The following is a 16,101-nucleotide window of genomic DNA, read 5'->3' as shown; positions in this document are numbered from 1 at the left end:
GAGAACACACACCATGTACCAATACCGAGGGGAACGGACCCTCGACAAAGACACCGAATCATTCACCGAACTGCGCGAACAACTCCGACAAGCCGTCAGGGACCGCAACTCAGCACACAGACGAGCCACACGATACAAAGCCGAGAACGAGACCCTGAGACACGAAATCCAGCGACTCAAGACTGTTGTCGACACCCAACGCGCCACCATCGACGACCTCACCGTGAAGCTCAAGAAAGCCAACGAAGCGCAGGAAGCCCCGAACCTGAGCGCTGACTGGTTCGAGAAAATGCGAAGGTCCTACCAAGCGAGAATCGCGGAACTGACCGCCGAGAACAGCATCCTCAAGACATAGCGATCATCCAGTGGGCAGCGGCATGAAACCGGAGGACATTGTTTGCCCGGATTGTGGCCGGTCAGCGTTGCAGGTGACGTTCAATTCCCCGAACTGGTGTTCCACGTGTGAGAACTATTTCCGGCGTAACGGGCGCCGGCGCCCGAATGACCGGAAGTTGGGACCGAGTAAGAGGTTTGACCCTTCGTGCCAGGTGTGCCCGGAGTGTGGGCATTTTCGTGCGAGCGGTTCGGATCTGTGCCGGGAGTGCGAGAACAAAGCGAGGGCCAAGGATGAGCCTGTGACGACGGGGTACCGGCCCACTATCGAGGTCATCCGCGACGATCTCGCGTATTGGCTGAGGACATGTGTCCCGAGCACGATGGGCCGGGTGGTGGCATGAGCCTGTCGCTTACTGATCTGGCGAGGAGACCGGGCAGGAAAGCAACCGGGCCAGACGGTGCCGTGTACGTGTGGGACGACGGCGACCTCTGGCGGTTGCACCCTGGCCCGTTCAACGACGGCGAGTCGGTCATGTTCGACGACGACGTCAAATATTTTTACGAGCCGGTCCAGCATGGGCCGGCTCTCTTCACCGCATGGCGGAACGAATGAGGAATCAAACCGAGCAGGAGGTGATCGGTGTGGCGAAGTACCCGGATGACTACCTGCCGTTCCCGCAGGACGAGACACGGCACGAGACGAACGATTTTTGGGTTAGTGAAGGAGTGGACTGGTAATGGGGCAAGCAGAGAAGCAGTGCCAAGGTGCACTGAATATCGCAGGCGAACATTACAGGTGCGACCTACCCGCTGACCATGACGGAGCGGGACACGCGAACACGGAGGCACGGGCTATCTGGGATGACGGACCCGGTGAGTGGTCAACGGCTGCCCTGGAAGCGGGGGATCGAGCCCTGCAAAAGATTCATGACCTACAGAAGCGGATAGCCGACGACCTGGAGAAACGAAAATGACTGACCTGGACATCGAAGCAATAAAGGCCCGCTACCTGGACGTCATTGTAGGCATTGACCATGAAAACCCCTCCAAAAGCACGACAACGCAACTTGCGTACGACGTTAGCGACTTGCTCGAAGAGGTGGAACGGCTGAGAGGGCAGGTTGTCCTCGCTTATCAGGCCGGGAAACTGGCCGAACGTGGCGAAATATTCGAGAGCGAGGACGACCCAGAATGAATGATTTTGACCTGCATGCTGTCAAAGCACGAGCTAAGGCCGTCATCAAAGACAATCGACAGGACACCCCGGAAGAGAGGACAGGGCTCGTGCTCGCGGCACAAGCCCTGGAAGTTATTGCCGAGGTCCATCGCCTGCGAGACCCCTACAAGATCACCGATGACATGATCGAGCGGGCCGCGGACGCTATGTCGATATCTGAACGTGGCTACGGGACGGACTCCGAAGTTTTGCCGGGGAGTATGAGTGCCGGTTACAGGTTTCAGGCCCGCGTCGCGCTCGAAGCCGCACTAAAGGAGGACCAATGAGCCTTGTAGGACTCGCTATCCACATCGGCCTACTATCCCTGGCCACCGCGATCCTCGTACCAGCAGGTATCACCATCCTGGCAATGCTCATCTACGAGACGATCCGAGACCCCGAAAAGCCCCTCACCAACACCCCTAAGGAGGACAACAGCGTCCAATGACGCACGACCCACTACCGCCCGAGTTCTGGGACGCCTGCCTACCGTGTAGGACCGGGTACCCAGACCTCTGCACCGAAGAACACAAGCCGTCCAACCGGGCGGCATTTTTCGTACCCGAAAGGACCTCATGAACCCGTGGATCGTATGGGCAGGAGTCGCCGCATTAGCGATCATCTGCTTCACCATCAGCGCCATCGTTGCCGCCAAGAACCAGCCACCCCGCCAGCTGCCGCCGATGCAGGCACCACGGCGATGGGAGAGCAACAAGACCTACTACACCGACGATTTGCCTCAACCCGTTTCAGACCCTGAAAACCCGAAGTACGGGATTAAGGAGAACAAGAACAATGGCTAATACAATCACCATCACCGGGTACATCGCGCAGGAACCGGAACTGAGATTCACGCAATCCGGGAAAGCGGTCCTGAACTTCTCCGTCCCCGAGAACCACGGACGCAAAGACCAGAACGGCCAGTGGGAACAGACCGGCACCACCTGGCGGTCGGTAGCCCTCTGGGGCGATGACGCGGAGTATGCGGCCGAGCACCTCCACAAGGGCGACCTCGTGCAAATCACCGGGCGGGAGGAACTCCAAGAGTTCCAGCGCAAAGACGGCACACAAGGGTCGAAGCTGGCGTTCAATGCGTTCCAGGTCGCCAAGGTCCTCAAGGCACCGCGCCAGGCACAAGGCCAAGGCGGACAGGGCCAACAGTGGGGCAATGCCCAGAATCCACCTCAGCGGCCCGCACAGGGCCAGCAGGCCGACCCATGGAGCGGGGGACAGCAGCAGTCCTACGACTGGGGCAACGGGCAGGACGAGAATCCCCCATTCTGACCCGCCAGTCTAAATAAGAACTATCCAGGCCGCTCACAGTCGGGGCGGCCTGGAGCCTCACCTCTCACCGACTATCCCTGTCGCTCACTCACATGACCGCGACTCCAAACGACGCTAAGTCCGCAAGACTCGACACTTGTCTGGTTCAATGAAGGTGCGCCCGACCATTCCAGGAACGTCCAGTCAGTCATCGTGGGCCAAGCGCATGCAGAGCGCGCTTCATGCAGGGTGACAACCGAGAATGGCAAGGAACCAGAAGGACCCATGAACGAAAATTCCAGCAACTACACAATCCATGTCGGAGACGCGCAAGATGCCTACGACTCCTGGCCCAGACCAGACTGCATCATAAGCGACGGCGCATATGGGGTGCGCGGCTTCCACGGTGACACAACAGATGAAGCAGGTCTCCAGGAATGGTATTTGCCCCACATAAAAGCGTGGACGGAAGCGTCCCGCCCTGGCACTGTCCTCTGGTTCTGGGGGACGGAGGTAGGCTGGGCAACCGTACACCCGGAGCTTAGAGATCACGGTTGGGACTACGTCCAGACAGTCACTTGGGACAAAGGTCTCAGCCACATCGCAGGAAACGTCAACGGCCGCACCATTCGTCGATTCCCAGTGGTGACTGAAGTCTGCGTTATGTACCAACGTCGCTTCGAGGTTAAAGTCCAACAGGATACTCTCGATGCACAAGCGTGGCTACGGAATGAGTGGAAACGATCAGGCCTGCCGATGTATCTAGCCAACGAGGCATGCGGGGTCAAGAACGCGGCGACACGGAAATACCTAACCAGCGACTGGCTCTGGTACTGGCCTCCAGGAGAGGCTGTAGAGGCTATGGCAGAGTACTGCAACGAAAATGGCTTTGAAAGCAAACGGCCCTACTTCTCGCTCGATGGCATTAGATCTGTGCGTGCAACGGAGTGGGACTCGTACAGGTATCCATGGAACCATGTTCATGGCTTAACAAATGTGTGGACCCGGCCTCCGCTCCACGATCGGGAACGGATGAAGGGCTCCATGAAACGGTCAGCTCCCCGTGTTTACAAGCCGACTAAAGCGAGCACAACGCACCTGAATCAAAAACCGCTCGAACTCATGGAGCGGATCATCCACGCAACTACAGGCCCAGGGGACGTAGTATGGGAGCCGTTCGGCGGTCTCGGAACAGGGTCTGTCGCAGCTGTTGCCCTCGGGAGGAAAGCTTGTTTTGCTGAACTGGACCCGTATTTCGCGGAGCTGGCGGGGGAGCGATTGGTGGTCGCTAGCGAGGCTGCGACTAACGACGCTGAGGAAACCTACTTGCTAGGTGGAGGTCCCGACCAAGCAAACGTGAGACAGTTGCACTATGGTTGAACCCAATGAATCGAACCGTCGGACCGAGCCGCCTACACGGCCACAACTCGCCGATGATGACCCACGTACGTCTTTGCAAAATGGAATTCGAGCGGCGCTCCTTGCGCTTCCCGGTGAATTCCGGTTCAAACACAACGTAAGTGGCGTCGCCGCCACGGATCTGTTCAATTTAAATACGTTTCTCGGCGCAGGTATTGAACTTGAAGTTGTGCGCACACTGAACGCCTTACGCCCTATATGGGATCCGGATAATGAGTGGTCAACATACAAGTTCGAACGCTCCAATCAGGCCTTTCCTGATGTGCGGCTAGTTGATCGTAGTTCGACTACACAGGAAAATATTGCCTTAGGGATCGAACTCAAAGGCTGGTGGATGCTCGCTAAAGAGGGTGTTCCATCATTGCGGTATCAGGTTTCACCCGATGCGTGTACTGACTTCGATTTGGTATGCGTCGTTCCGTGGCACCTCTCAAGTGCTGTCAGCGGTGAAGCCATGGTTGTCGCGCCCTGGGTCGAATCTGCCCGCTACGCCGCTGAATGGCGAGACTATTGGTGGCAGCACTTGCGCACCTCTAGCCATGACACCTCGATCGACTACCCCGAGGACGCAGCTCCGTACCCGACCAAGGCGGACAGGGTGACAGCAATACCGGCGTACGATGGTGGCAAAAATTACGGGCGGCTCCCTCGTTCTAGGCCCCTCATGGACACATTCATCCAAGACACCATGAGCGTTCCAATTCTCGGAATCGCGGCCGATTCATGGGTTAAATTCCTGCAGCTGCACAAGGATAATGTTGACCCAGATTTCATCGCGAATGAACTACAACGGAGGCTGGACATAAAAAATCAGGAATTGGCACCCGACATTGCAGCACGGATACTGTCTGCGTTGGACGATATTGAGAACTTATTGCTATAGCACCTGACGCCTTCGGATGATTGATCGTTTATTTAGTCAAAACTGATATCGATGCGGGCCGCCCAACTCGGGCGGCCTTTTTCGTGCCCCGGCCACCTCCGGGCCGGGGTCAATCAGAGGAACCCATGACCCAACGCATCCACCCAACCCAAATGCGATCCTGCAATGAAGCATCTGATTCAATGAACGGTGCACCCCAACCACCCAAGGAGGCCCAGATGGCCAACGAACCCACCACAGACCAGTTCGTCCGCGACATGCTCCGTGAAATCGGCCACCCCCGGCCCTGGGAGAAGAGTTGCTCCGATGCGCCCGCATACATCTACGACGCCCTCGAAGGCGCATCGAAACGCCATACTGGCAAACGCGGACAACCAGAATTCCTCATTGAGACCGGAGAGTTCCTTCTCGTCATCGAAGATAAGTGGAGCTATGAGGATTCGGCCTTGCGCGAAGACGACAACAACATCGTGTGTACGCCTGACTCCTGCCCGGGGTACGCGCTCAACGGTGCGGCCCACTACGCCAAACATCTTGCTTCAAAAACCAAAAAGAGGGTCTTCGGTGTAGGTGTTGCTGGGAGCGAGAGTCACTACGATATGACCTGCGTTTCTGTGGGAGCCAACGGTGAACTCAAAGAACTAGCCAACCTCGAAACGCTAGCCCCATTCGCTGAAGACAGCATCGATGAATATTACAGAGTCGCAGTGTTGGGTGAGCTTCCACGTGAAGAGCGAGAAGTCCGCGAGATACGTAAGGTGGCAGCCAACCTCCACGAAGGGATGCGCAACTACGCTTCCCTGGAGAACGAAAACAAAGCGACGCTGGTCTCCGCTATCCTGCTTGCGTTGAAGTATCGGCCCGAACTACTCGAAGACCTCACCGGGGATCAGCGAAGCGGGTACCGCGACGGCGAAAAGGTCTACAATGCGGCTAAAGAGTTCTTGGAGAGCTCGGAGGCTGACCTTGGCCCGAAGCAGAAAATCGGAATCATGCTTGACCGCTTCTCATATATCAAGCGCCACGTGCTGCTGAACCAGCGAAACCGAGACCTTGGCAAGACTCCGCTCCAGCATTTCACGGAGATTCTCGACCACGAAGTCTTCGAGGCCGTCTCATCTCCTTCACACTCTGCGTTCGATGTGCTGGGTAACTTCTACGGGGAGTTCGTCAAGTACGGCGGTTCCGACGGAAACTCGCTAGGAATCGTGCTCACGCCGCATCACATTACTGACCTCATGGCCGAGCTGATCGACGTCAACAGCGACGACGTGGTGCTCGACCCAACCGCTGGTTCCGGAGCCTTCCTCATTGCCGCGATGCGTCGCATGTTTGGTGATGCGGAGAAGCGCTACAACCATAAGCCCGACCGGCTCGTCAATCACCTCAATGAGATCAAAAAGTTCCAGCTCCACGGCGTCGAGCTCCAAGACAGGCTCTTCGCGGTCGGTACCACGAACATGATCCTGCGTGGTGACGGTAAGGCGAACTTCCAGCGTCGGAGCTTCTTCGACGCCACCCGGGACGATTTCTTCCCGTACAACCCCGAGCGCCCCGGTCGTCTGGAGGGGTTCACTAAGGTTCTGATGAACCCGCCGTACTCGCAGTCGAAGGATAAGATGACGCGGCATCTGTCCGAGCTGTCCTTCATCGAGCGAGCCCTCTCGCAGCTGGAGGTCCGGGGCCGCCTCGCCGCGATCGTCCCCCAGTCCGCCATGGTCGGGAAGACTAAGGAGGACAGGGATCTTAAGGCGAAGATCCTCAAGCACCACACGTTAGACGCCGTACTCACGATGAATCCGGACACCTTCCACGGCGTGGGTACTCACGTCGTGATTGCGCTCTTCACCGCTGGGGTGCCGCACCCTGAGACGAAGAAGACAGCCTTCGTCGACTTCAAGGCCGATGGTTACAGGGTCCGCCAGCATGTCGGTCTGGTAGACGACGGGCGCGCCGCTGACCGGCGCAAGCACCTGCTGGAGGTCATCCGGGACGGCGTACCCGATGACACGTCATTCGTGGTGCGCTCCGAGGTCACGGCATCCGATGAGTGGCAGCACAGCTACTTCTACTTCAACGATCAGCCACCCAGTTACGAGGATTTCTACGCGACGGTTGCTGACTACCTCACCTGGCAGGTCGACATGCACACCCACGGACTTGGTGACCTCATTACGCCTGCCCTGGCAGTGGACGAAGCCGAGGCTCTTGTCGAGGAGGGCGTCGTCGCTGACGCGGACCTCCCGGATCTGAGGTTCGAGCCAATGTTCATCACGGATGTCTTCGAAACGATGAAGGCTGCCGGGAAGTGGTTTGACCTGAGTAAAGCTCGGGTGCGTGGCGCTCCGGCAGTCCCGTACGTCGCTCGTTCAGGTGGCGGAAACGGCATCGGATCGTTCCTTCCACACCAGGGGTTTGATGCGCCGAATGCCGGGAACGCGATCACCATTGGTGTGTCGACTTCGACCGTTTTTTACCAGCCGACGGACTTCTACACGAGCAAGGAGATTCAGGTTTTGAGGCACCCGGAGCTGAACGTGCTGAATGCCCCTCTACTTGTCGCTGCGTTGCGAGATCAGATGCACAAGTTTGCGTGGGGTAACGGTGCATCGCTGGACCGCCTCAAGGCGACCCGGGTAATGGTTCCCGTCGCGACCGACGACTCTGGTGTGCAGGTCGTCGACTGGGAGGGGATGACTGAGTACGGACGTAACTTGAGGGCACGCGCTGAAAGGAGTATCGATCGGATTGTTGTAGGAAAAATCAGAAGTTAGATGATCTAAAACCAAATATTTTTAGAGGTCGCCTTATAAGGCGGCCTTTTTTGTGCCGGCACGTCACTCAATGGTGTGCGGGCACCCGCATTTAAGGAGATCCAGATGAAACCCCTTGGCGAAGCAGACGACGCCCAGGTCGAGGCCTTCCGCAAGTACGTGGAAGGCATGCCCGACGCTGAACGGCAAAACGAATGAGCATCATCCGACAACTCGGTAACCGGAACAACAAGGAGGGCACATGACCTACGAACTGTTCGTCCCGCTCGGGTCCAAGAAGTGGATCAGCGCCAACGAGCACACGACCAGTCGTGGCGCCCGCATGGCAATCAGCCAACGCACCAAAGCATGGCGAGAAGAAACCTCCCGTCTCGCGATCGAGTCCGGGTCGCCTGTCCTCATGGAACACGCCAGGATCGACGTCTACGTCCACATGGCTACTAACCGCAGGTACGACCCTGGCAACCGGTACCCGACCGCGAAAGCCTGCGTTGATGGACTCGTGGACGCCGGCCTGGTTGAAGACGACGACTACAAGCACGTATCCGGCCCATTCCTCCACCACGGCGGCAAGGACAAGGACAACCCGGGTTTGAGGATCGTAGTTAGGAGCACCGAATGAACCACCGCATCACTGATTGGGCGCAATGGCCCGGTGCCGGTCTGCATGCCGGGAAATGCGAATGCGGAGCGGCCGCCGCGTTCGACACCTTGGACGAACTTAACACCTGGATCACTGAACACGAGGAGACACCATGACTGCACTATCCGAAGCAGTGCACGTGCTGACCGAGGACCACAAGGTCAACCCGGACGAGACCGGAAAAACCTTTAACCTGGTCGAAGAATACGCGCTACTCAAGCAGCTCAGGGAAGCATTCACCGCGAACCGGGGAACCGGGGCCGGAGCGAGCGGACCAAAAGGGCTTATCTCCTTCAACGCCCTCAACCTCTGGGAACACATCGTTACCGTTACCAACGACCACTGGCGAGGATACGGAATCAGCGCAGTGGCCCGGACGCCACTATCCGAGAGAATCCAAGATTGGGCTAAGACCGTCGAGAAAACCCCAGACGAAGCCGCCGAGTGCTTGGCTTGGGTGACCAACTGGAACCGACAAATCCGAGCCTTAGACGAATCTCGTGCAGATGTGATCGGTAGATGCCCTGAATGCGGGGAATACGAGATCGTGGTGGAAAGCGATGGGGAGAACATCTGGCAGGCCGCGGTGACCAGGGTGCAATCGAAAACATACGCATCGTGCGCTAACTGCCTGGCAGTATGGGAAGGACTGGACGCGATGAGGGAACTTGCCAGGACTATCAGACCTGTGTGATATGCTTAAATCACCTGTTCTTGGTGTGCCCAATTATAGGTCGGCTGTTCCTTTCAAGCCCCCACAAAGTGGGGGCTTTTCTTGTTGGTCATGGGTTGTCAGGAAGGCCCCGTCTACATCACGTAGGCGGGGCCATTCTGCGTTAACGCAGTTTGGCAAGCCTCTACGGCGCGGATAGCTCTGGTGTAACCGGCAGCACGACGGGTTTTGGTCCCGTCAGTCCAGGTTCGAATCCTGGGGGCTATGCCAGTACGAACGAACACAACCACAAACAAAGCAGGGGTGGTATGCGAGTTTCGATTGACGGGGTCGACTACGCACCCGCTGGTGGCGACAGTATCGGCATCACCATATCCACCCAGAACCGCCACGACATACTAGCAAGAACCCTGGCGAAGATTACCGAACACACCCCTGATGCTTGGATCGTCGTTGTTGATGACGGATCAGAGACCCCAGTCGTGGTCCCTGAAGGCGTGCACCTGATTCGCCACCCCACCCCTGAAGGGATCGCAGCGGCCAAGAATGCAGGTATTGCCGCGCTTATGGGCGCTGGATGCGAGCACCTGTTCCTGTTCGACGATGACGCTTACCCCATTAAAAACAACTGGGCCCAAACCTACATCAATCATCCGGAACCGCATCTGATGCGGATCTTCCCCGACCTGTCGGGGACCAGGAAACTTGGTGATATCGAATGCCTCTACAACGACGGGCAGACCATGGCCTACACCGGCCCGCGTGGAGTGATGCTCTATGCCACACGCAAAGTCGTCGAAACTGTCGGCGGGATGGACACAATCTACGGCAGATGGGGATGGGAACACGGGGACTGGTCCAACCGGATCTACCACGCCGGCCTGACCAGTTTCCGTTTCGCTGACGTCGCCCACGGCGATGAACTTATTTACTCACTCGACGAGCACGAGCAAGTCACCCGGGCAGTAGCAGATGACGAGCGGGCCAACCTGGCCGCGACCAACGCGACGATCCACAACCAACGGATGCGGACCTGGTACCAGGGCTACTGCCCACCGGCCCCGCGTCGGGTAGTGATCACTTCCCTGCTCACCGCCACCCTGGACCCGCAACGTGGAACCCGCATGGACGGGGACCTGGCCAGCATCAAAACATGGGCCGAATCCGTCCAGGACGCAGAACCTGTCGTGTTCGTCGACCACGAGGTCGAACCCCTGGACGGGGTCACCGTCATCCGTGTCCCGGCAACGGAAACTAACCCGTACTACCGGCGCTGGCTTCTTGCCTACCAGTACTTGCGCGGAAACACCGATATCACCCAGGCCTGGGTTACTGACGGCACTGACGTGGTGATGCTGCGGCCGCCTTGGGAGCAAATGACACCGGGCCAGGTTTATGTGGGCTCGGAACCGAAAACCTTGGACGACCACTGGATGGTCACGAACCACCCGTCACCGACATACCAAGAGTTCCTAGCAACCCACCAACACGCGACCATGCTCAACGCTGGCCTACTGGGCGGTGACAGAGCCGATGTCGCCGACTACGCCCACAAAATCACCCGGTTCTTCTTCGACCTGGAAGCCGAAAGATTCTGGGGCAACGACCACTCCACCCCAGAGACCGGCGACATGGCAGCGTTCAACATGGTCGGCTACCAGCACTTCAACCAAGAACTTGTTACAGGCCCACAAGTGCACACCGTGTTCAAAACCGACGGGCTCGGGAAGGAATACGCATGGTTTCAGCACCGGTAACCGTGATCATCGCACACCACACCCGCACAGCCCAAACAACAGCACTGGCAAAAACCGTGGGCGCGTCGAAGGTATTCGTCGATCCCGGTAACCACGGGTCCCTGTGGAACCACCGGCGCGCCCTGCACTGGGCAGCGACAACAGAGGACCGGGTGTGGGTACTCGAAGACGACGCCCTCCCGGGCCCAGCATTCAACCAGCTGGCCCTGGACTGGGGGCACCGGTTCCCACACGCGCTGATCTCCGGGTACCTGGGCAGAGGCAGACCCCCACAATGGCAACAAATCATCGAACGGGAATTAGCCACCACAACCAACAACCACATCCGGCTACCCCAACTGATACACGGCCTGTGCTACAGCATCCCACCAACGAATATCCCCACAGTCCTCGCCTCCCTCAAAGAAGGCCCAGCTGACTACGCTATCGGTGACGCATGGGGACAAGACGTCCTGTACACGATCCCCTCACTGGTCGATCACACGGACGGAACACCAGTCGAAACACACCCCGACGGGATACCAAGACAACCAGGCCGCGTCGCATGGAACCCACCCCACGCAAACCCAAACCACGAAGACCGCCTCCAACCACAACAGCCCAAAAAATAAACACCGCATGACCACATCACGAACCGGAACAAGAAAATGGCTACGGCTCGTGCAACAAGCCCGCACCAGGGCACTCGAACACGACCTAACACAATGCCCCCTCTGCCGAACACCCCTCGACTTCACCTACCCAGGCCACCCCAATAGCGCCGAAGCCGACCACATCATCGCCCACGCAGAAGGCGGACCGGACACCCTGGAAAACATTCGTATTATTTGTCGGTTGTGTAATCAGAGACGGGGCGGCATATTGGGTGCATCCAGGAGGGCAAAAAATAGGGGTGTTATTCACCCGGTACGCCCGGCCGGGAAAGTTGCCTGGTGACACACGTAGGTCACCCCAATGCGATACCCAAAACAGCGTATGAATGGGGCATAACCCGGTCCCATGTGATGAAAATCAAGCCCCCCGGGCATTGCGATATATTTTCAGACGTTTCCACCATGTGGGAACCGTTGAGGAGGTTGTGGTGGTATCAGCATCTAAGAACTTGCGTTGCGTTGACGATGGGGAGAAAAAACGTCCTCTGACGGTCTCTGAAGCCGCCGAGAGTGGGTCGCGGTTGGATGAGTTGAAGGCTATGCGGCGAATGATCGCGGCCCATTTGGATGATGGTTCCGTTGGTGGGCGTGATCTGGCGTCGTTGACTAAGCGACTGTCGGATATGTCGAAGGATATCGAAGAACTTGAGGTCCAGGAGGCTGAACGTCGTGTTGCTGAGGGGGTAGACACTGGTTATGGTGTTGCCGAGACAGAGTGGAGACCGCAAGCTATCTGAGGTTGCTCGTCATGTGATACTGCCGTCGGGGATTGTGACGACTGGTTGGCCGGGTGTAGCCCGTCAGCTGGCCCGGATGGACTACCCGTTGGACCAGTGGCAGGTGGGGCTGAATCAGGCGATTCTCGGGAAACGTGCTGATGGTCAGTATGCCTGCGGTATCGGTGGTGTTGTTCTTTCGATTGCTCGCCAATCGGGTAAGACGTATGACGTTGCGGGCCTGGTTTTCGCGTTGTGTTCTGCGAATCCTGACACGTTGGTTTTGTGGTCGGCGCATCGAGTGAAGACCCATAACGAAACGTTCCGTACTATGCAGACGCTGGCTCATAAACCCGCTGTTGCTCCGTTTATCAGGCGGGTGCTGACGGGGGCCGGCACTGAGGCCGTTGAGTTCGGCAACGGGTCTCGCATTTTGTTTGGAGCTCGCGAGAACGGTTTTGGCCGTGGCTTTGCGAAGGTCGACATTTTGGTTTTGGATGAAGCTCAGATTCTGTCCGAAAAAGCGATGGAGGACATGGTCCCGGCGACCAATGCTGCACCGAATGGTCTTGTGCTGATGATGGGTACGCCTCCGCGTCCGGGGGATCCTGGCGAGGTGTTTTCGAACCGTCGTGAGGCGGCGTTGTCGGGTGAGGATGAGGATGTTCTCTTTGTCGAGTTTTCGGCGGATCAGGATGCATGCCCTGATGACCGGGCCCAGTGGGCGAAAGCTAATCCGTCGTTTCCTCATCGAACTTCTGAGACTTCGATTTTGCGTATGCGGAAGTTGCTTGGCTCGGCTGAGTCGTTTAGGCGCGAAGGCTTGGGTATTTGGGATCGCGAGTCTGTTACTGATCGTGCCTTTGACATGGTTCGGTGGCGGGCTTGTCATGTTCCGGCTCCGTTGGGTGGGGTGGCTGTCTTTGGGGTGAAGTTCTCCGCTGATGGGTCTCATGTGAGTTTGGGGGCTGCGTTGAGGCCGGAGATCGGGGATATCCATGTGGAGGCCGTTGAGCTACGCCCGGTTTCGGAGGGGGTTGCTTGGCTGGTTGAGTTTTTGTCGGCACGTCAGGATACGGCGGCCTGTTTTGTGATCGACGGTCGGGCAGGTGTTGGGTTCTTGGCTCAAGCTTTACGTGACGAGGGCGTATCGGCGACTGCGATTATCACGCCGACGGTAGATCAAGCTGTGACCGCTCATGCGATGTTTCTTCAGGCTGTTGCTGAAGGGTTGGTGTCGCATTCGGGGCAAGTCGAGTTGGACGCTCAAATCAGGGATGCCTCTCGTCGCCCGATTGGTACTGCCGGCGGTTTTGGGTGGGAACCGATCAGCCAGGACGGCAACGTCAGTTTTGTGGATGCGGTGACGTTGGCGTACTGGGGCGCAAGAACGACAACACGTAGGCCGGGTAGGAAACAGGTGTTTTTGTGATGTTCACTGTTGATGAGGTCAGACAGCTTCGTGTTCCGGAGTTGTCTGATGAAGTGGCTCAGCAGGTCAAAGACTTGTTGACGGTGTACTCGAGGCATTATTCGGCCAATAGGACGCGGACTCTTTACTGTGATTCGGAGCAGGCTTTCATCGACCTCGGTATCGGTGTTCCTCCAGCGATTCAGGCCGCGAAGCACGTATTGGGATGGTCGGCGCAGGCAGTGAAGAAGCCTGCGATGAGGACACAGCTTGAAGGGCTACGTCTTCCCGGTGTGGATGACCCATTTGGGTTGAACGCTATTTTCGATGCGAACCGTTTTGCTTCGGAGTTCGGGCAGGCGGTTTACTCAGCGTATAAGCACGGTGTGGCGTTTATAAGCGTGGACTCGGATCCGGAAGGGGACTGCCCGGTTCAGATTGTTGGCCATTCGGCGGAAGAGGCTGCAGGGGTCTGGGATAAAAGATTGCGACGGCTACGTTCGGCATTGACGATCGCTGACGTTGATGTTGATGGGAAACCTACGATGTTTGTCGTGTATTTGTTGGATCGAACGATCACTTGCCAACAGGTTCGGGGCAGTACTTGGACAGGTCGGACTGTGATGCATCATTTGGGCCGTGTTCAGGTAGTGCCGGTGCTTTCTTGTCCGGAACTGGATGCTCCGATGGGGCGATCTCGTTTGACGAAATCGGCGATGCGGCTCAATGACATGGCGGTTCGTACTCTGGCGCGCATGGAGACGAACGCTGAATTCTATTCCTCTCCGCAGCTGGCTCTTCTGGGGGTGGACAGGGAGACCTTTGCCGGTCATGGGCTGTCGAAGAACGAGAAGTTCCGGTTGGCGGCGGACCGGCTGATTGCTTTGTCGAAGGATGCTGATGGGGACAGGCCAGAGCTGACACAGTTGCGGCAGGCATCGATGAATCCTCATGCGGATATGTTGCGTACCTTGGCGATGGCTTTTAGCGGTGAGACCTCTATTCCTCCGTCATCGTTGGGTGTGATTCATGATCAACCAGCCTCGGCTGAGGCGATCCGAGCTGCCGAGCATGATTTGTTGGTTGATGTTTCTAACCACAACAACAATATTTTTCCGTATGCGGTTAAAGAGGTCGCTGCCCTGGCGTTTTTGGCGTCATCTGCCGGTGGGCTGCGTGTGCCGGAGAATTTTTGGAAGCTCTCTGTCCGTTTCGTTGATCCGGAGCATGGGTCCATGTTCTCGGAAGCCGATGGTATCCAGAAGATTGCTTCGTCGATGTCTGAGCTGGCGAAGTGGCCAGTGTTGATGGAGCGAATGTTCACTGACGCCGAGGTGGAGCGTGTCAAAGCTGATGCGCAGTCAGCGCAGGTGGGAGACCTGATTTCTCGGTTAGGTGCACAGACAAACCCACAAGTGCCTGCTGAATCTACGGCGGGCACGGATAGTCCTGAGGCGGTGAACGATGATTCTTTCGCGGGAACTGACCGAGGGGTACCGTCGTCTGCTGGGCACCGTGAACGACGCAGGCCTGGCGGACCTAACTAGCCTGGTTGACACTTGCAACAGTCTTCCTGGCGAAGACCGGTCCGAATCGCTCATGCGTGTCCTGCCGGAGTTAGGGGCCACCTATCAGGGAGCGGCGAGTTCGGTGGCGGCACGGTTCGTCCAAGAAGCCGGGGCCTGCCAGAACCTTGCCGTGGACGGGTTCTGGCAGGCTGATCCAGACCCTCCAGCGTCGTGGCGGGCATTGATTGGTGTCGCTACGGCACGGAGTCTGGCGCAGGAGAATGCGTCGAGGCTGTTCATCGATTTCCTGGCGGGTGGGTTTACTCGCAGACTGACTGAGGTGGCCTTTGACACGGTGGCCGGTGGTGGTCAGCGGGCCGGGATGGCCTACTATCAGCGCGTTGCTAGGCCCGGATGTTGCGCATTCTGCGCCATGTTGGCCTCCCGTGGGGCTCAATATTGCTCAGAACGGCAAGCGTTGTATGCAGGTAGTGGGCCCGAGGGCACCGAGTCGAAGCTAACGGGCCGGTTCCGTAATGATGGACGCCCAATCCTCAAACCTGGTGCTGATGGCCGTGGTGACGGGATGAGAGCCTCGCGTCGGGCAGGAGAAAAATTTCATGACAAGTGCCAGTGCATTGCTGTGCCGTTGGCTGAGGGCAACCAGGTCGAACTAGACCATGCCGCACAGTCGCACTTCGAGATTTACCAGCACGCCCGCGACCAGGCTGAGGAAGCAGGGGTTATGACGGCCCAACAGAAGCAAAAGATGATTTTGAACCTGATGCGAACTTCGATGGGCACCTAAAAGTATGCGGGCTGCCGTGGTGAGGTGTGCCCGTTTTTGAT

Annotated in this window: 19 protein-coding genes and 1 tRNA gene; all 20 read left to right on the top strand. The window is 57.6% G+C overall.

All coding sequences use genetic code 11. The features are described from left to right. The first annotated feature begins 13 nt into the window (after positions 1-13). Positions 14-355 carry a hypothetical protein gene (locus ACTSLZ_RS09450; protein WP_443094845.1) on the top strand — a complete coding sequence of 114 codons (342 nt, stop codon included), beginning with the start codon at positions 14-16 and terminating at the stop codon, positions 353-355. Between the two features lie 378 nt (positions 356-733). Beyond that, a complete protein-coding gene (locus ACTSLZ_RS09445; RefSeq protein ID WP_443094844.1) occupies positions 734-949 on the top strand; it encodes a hypothetical protein in 216 nt (71 codons plus the stop codon). Positions 950-1,306: 357 nt separating this feature from the next. Then, positions 1,307-1,531, top strand: coding sequence for a hypothetical protein (locus tag ACTSLZ_RS09440; RefSeq protein ID WP_443094843.1), 225 nt, complete (start codon positions 1,307-1,309; stop codon positions 1,529-1,531). Then, the gene (locus tag ACTSLZ_RS09435) at positions 1,528-1,839 is read left to right on the top strand and encodes a hypothetical protein (protein ID WP_443094842.1); all 312 of its coding nucleotides are present in this window, start codon (positions 1,528-1,530) and stop codon (positions 1,837-1,839) included. The genes ACTSLZ_RS09440 and ACTSLZ_RS09435 overlap by 4 nt, the downstream gene beginning before the upstream one ends. Continuing rightward, on the top strand, positions 1,836-2,000 hold the full coding sequence (locus tag ACTSLZ_RS09430; RefSeq protein WP_443094841.1) for a hypothetical protein: 165 nt from the start codon (positions 1,836-1,838) through the stop codon (positions 1,998-2,000). Before ACTSLZ_RS09435 ends, ACTSLZ_RS09430 begins: the two co-directional genes overlap by 4 nt. 127 nt (positions 2,001-2,127) lie before the next feature. Continuing rightward, on the top strand, positions 2,128-2,355 hold the full coding sequence (locus ACTSLZ_RS09425) for a hypothetical protein (RefSeq protein ID WP_443094840.1): 228 nt from the start codon (positions 2,128-2,130) through the stop codon (positions 2,353-2,355). Next, positions 2,348-2,836, top strand: a complete 489-nt coding sequence (locus tag ACTSLZ_RS09420) for a single-stranded DNA-binding protein (RefSeq protein WP_443094839.1) — start codon at positions 2,348-2,350, stop codon at positions 2,834-2,836. Before ACTSLZ_RS09425 ends, ACTSLZ_RS09420 begins: the two co-directional genes overlap by 8 nt. 264 nt (positions 2,837-3,100) lie before the next feature. Then, on the top strand, positions 3,101-4,195 hold the full coding sequence (locus tag ACTSLZ_RS09415; RefSeq protein ID WP_443094838.1) for a DNA methyltransferase: 1,095 nt from the start codon (positions 3,101-3,103) through the stop codon (positions 4,193-4,195). Next, positions 4,188-5,117, top strand: coding sequence for a hypothetical protein (locus ACTSLZ_RS09410; protein ID WP_443094837.1), 930 nt, complete (start codon positions 4,188-4,190; stop codon positions 5,115-5,117). Before ACTSLZ_RS09415 ends, ACTSLZ_RS09410 begins: the two co-directional genes overlap by 8 nt. 218 nt (positions 5,118-5,335) lie before the next feature. Beyond that, positions 5,336-7,891: an N-6 DNA methylase gene (locus ACTSLZ_RS09405; protein ID WP_443094836.1), complete on the top strand. Its 2,556-nt coding sequence runs from the start codon at positions 5,336-5,338 to the stop codon at positions 7,889-7,891. A 241-nt stretch (positions 7,892-8,132) separates the two neighbouring features. Further along, a complete protein-coding gene (locus ACTSLZ_RS09400) occupies positions 8,133-8,513 on the top strand; it encodes a hypothetical protein (RefSeq protein ID WP_443094835.1) in 381 nt (126 codons plus the stop codon). Further along, complete coding sequence (locus ACTSLZ_RS09395; RefSeq protein WP_443094834.1) at positions 8,510-8,650, top strand: hypothetical protein; 141 nt, start codon at positions 8,510-8,512, stop codon at positions 8,648-8,650. Before ACTSLZ_RS09400 ends, ACTSLZ_RS09395 begins: the two co-directional genes overlap by 4 nt. Further along, positions 8,647-9,228, top strand: a complete 582-nt coding sequence (locus tag ACTSLZ_RS09390) for a hypothetical protein (RefSeq protein WP_443094833.1) — start codon at positions 8,647-8,649, stop codon at positions 9,226-9,228. Before ACTSLZ_RS09395 ends, ACTSLZ_RS09390 begins: the two co-directional genes overlap by 4 nt. 174 nt (positions 9,229-9,402) lie before the next feature. Then, positions 9,403-9,477, top strand: a tRNA-Gln gene (locus tag ACTSLZ_RS09385). Positions 9,478-9,515: 38 nt separating this feature from the next. Next, on the top strand, positions 9,516-10,964 hold the full coding sequence (locus tag ACTSLZ_RS09380; RefSeq protein WP_443094832.1) for a glycosyltransferase family 2 protein: 1,449 nt from the start codon (positions 9,516-9,518) through the stop codon (positions 10,962-10,964). 618 nt (positions 10,965-11,582) lie between these two features. Beyond that, the gene (locus tag ACTSLZ_RS09375) at positions 11,583-11,900 is read left to right on the top strand and encodes an HNH endonuclease (protein ID WP_443094831.1); all 318 of its coding nucleotides are present in this window, start codon (positions 11,583-11,585) and stop codon (positions 11,898-11,900) included. Positions 11,901-12,042: 142 nt separating this feature from the next. Next, complete coding sequence (locus ACTSLZ_RS09370; protein ID WP_443094830.1) at positions 12,043-12,354, top strand: hypothetical protein; 312 nt, start codon at positions 12,043-12,045, stop codon at positions 12,352-12,354. 88 nt (positions 12,355-12,442) lie between these two features. Then, positions 12,443-13,765, top strand: a complete 1,323-nt coding sequence (locus tag ACTSLZ_RS09365) for a hypothetical protein (protein ID WP_443094829.1) — start codon at positions 12,443-12,445, stop codon at positions 13,763-13,765. Next, positions 13,765-15,291, top strand: a complete 1,527-nt coding sequence (locus tag ACTSLZ_RS09360) for a phage portal protein (RefSeq protein WP_443094828.1) — start codon at positions 13,765-13,767, stop codon at positions 15,289-15,291. Before ACTSLZ_RS09365 ends, ACTSLZ_RS09360 begins: the two co-directional genes overlap by 1 nt. Continuing rightward, positions 15,260-16,060, top strand: a complete 801-nt coding sequence (locus tag ACTSLZ_RS09355) for a VG15 protein (RefSeq protein ID WP_443094827.1) — start codon at positions 15,260-15,262, stop codon at positions 16,058-16,060. Before ACTSLZ_RS09360 ends, ACTSLZ_RS09355 begins: the two co-directional genes overlap by 32 nt. Positions 16,061-16,101 lie beyond the last annotated feature (41 nt).

This window comes from Rothia koreensis, from assembly GCF_052232265.1.
GTDB lineage: Bacteria > Actinomycetota > Actinomycetes > Actinomycetales > Micrococcaceae > Rothia > Rothia koreensis.
This window is presented reverse-complemented; position numbering and strand designations above follow the sequence as displayed.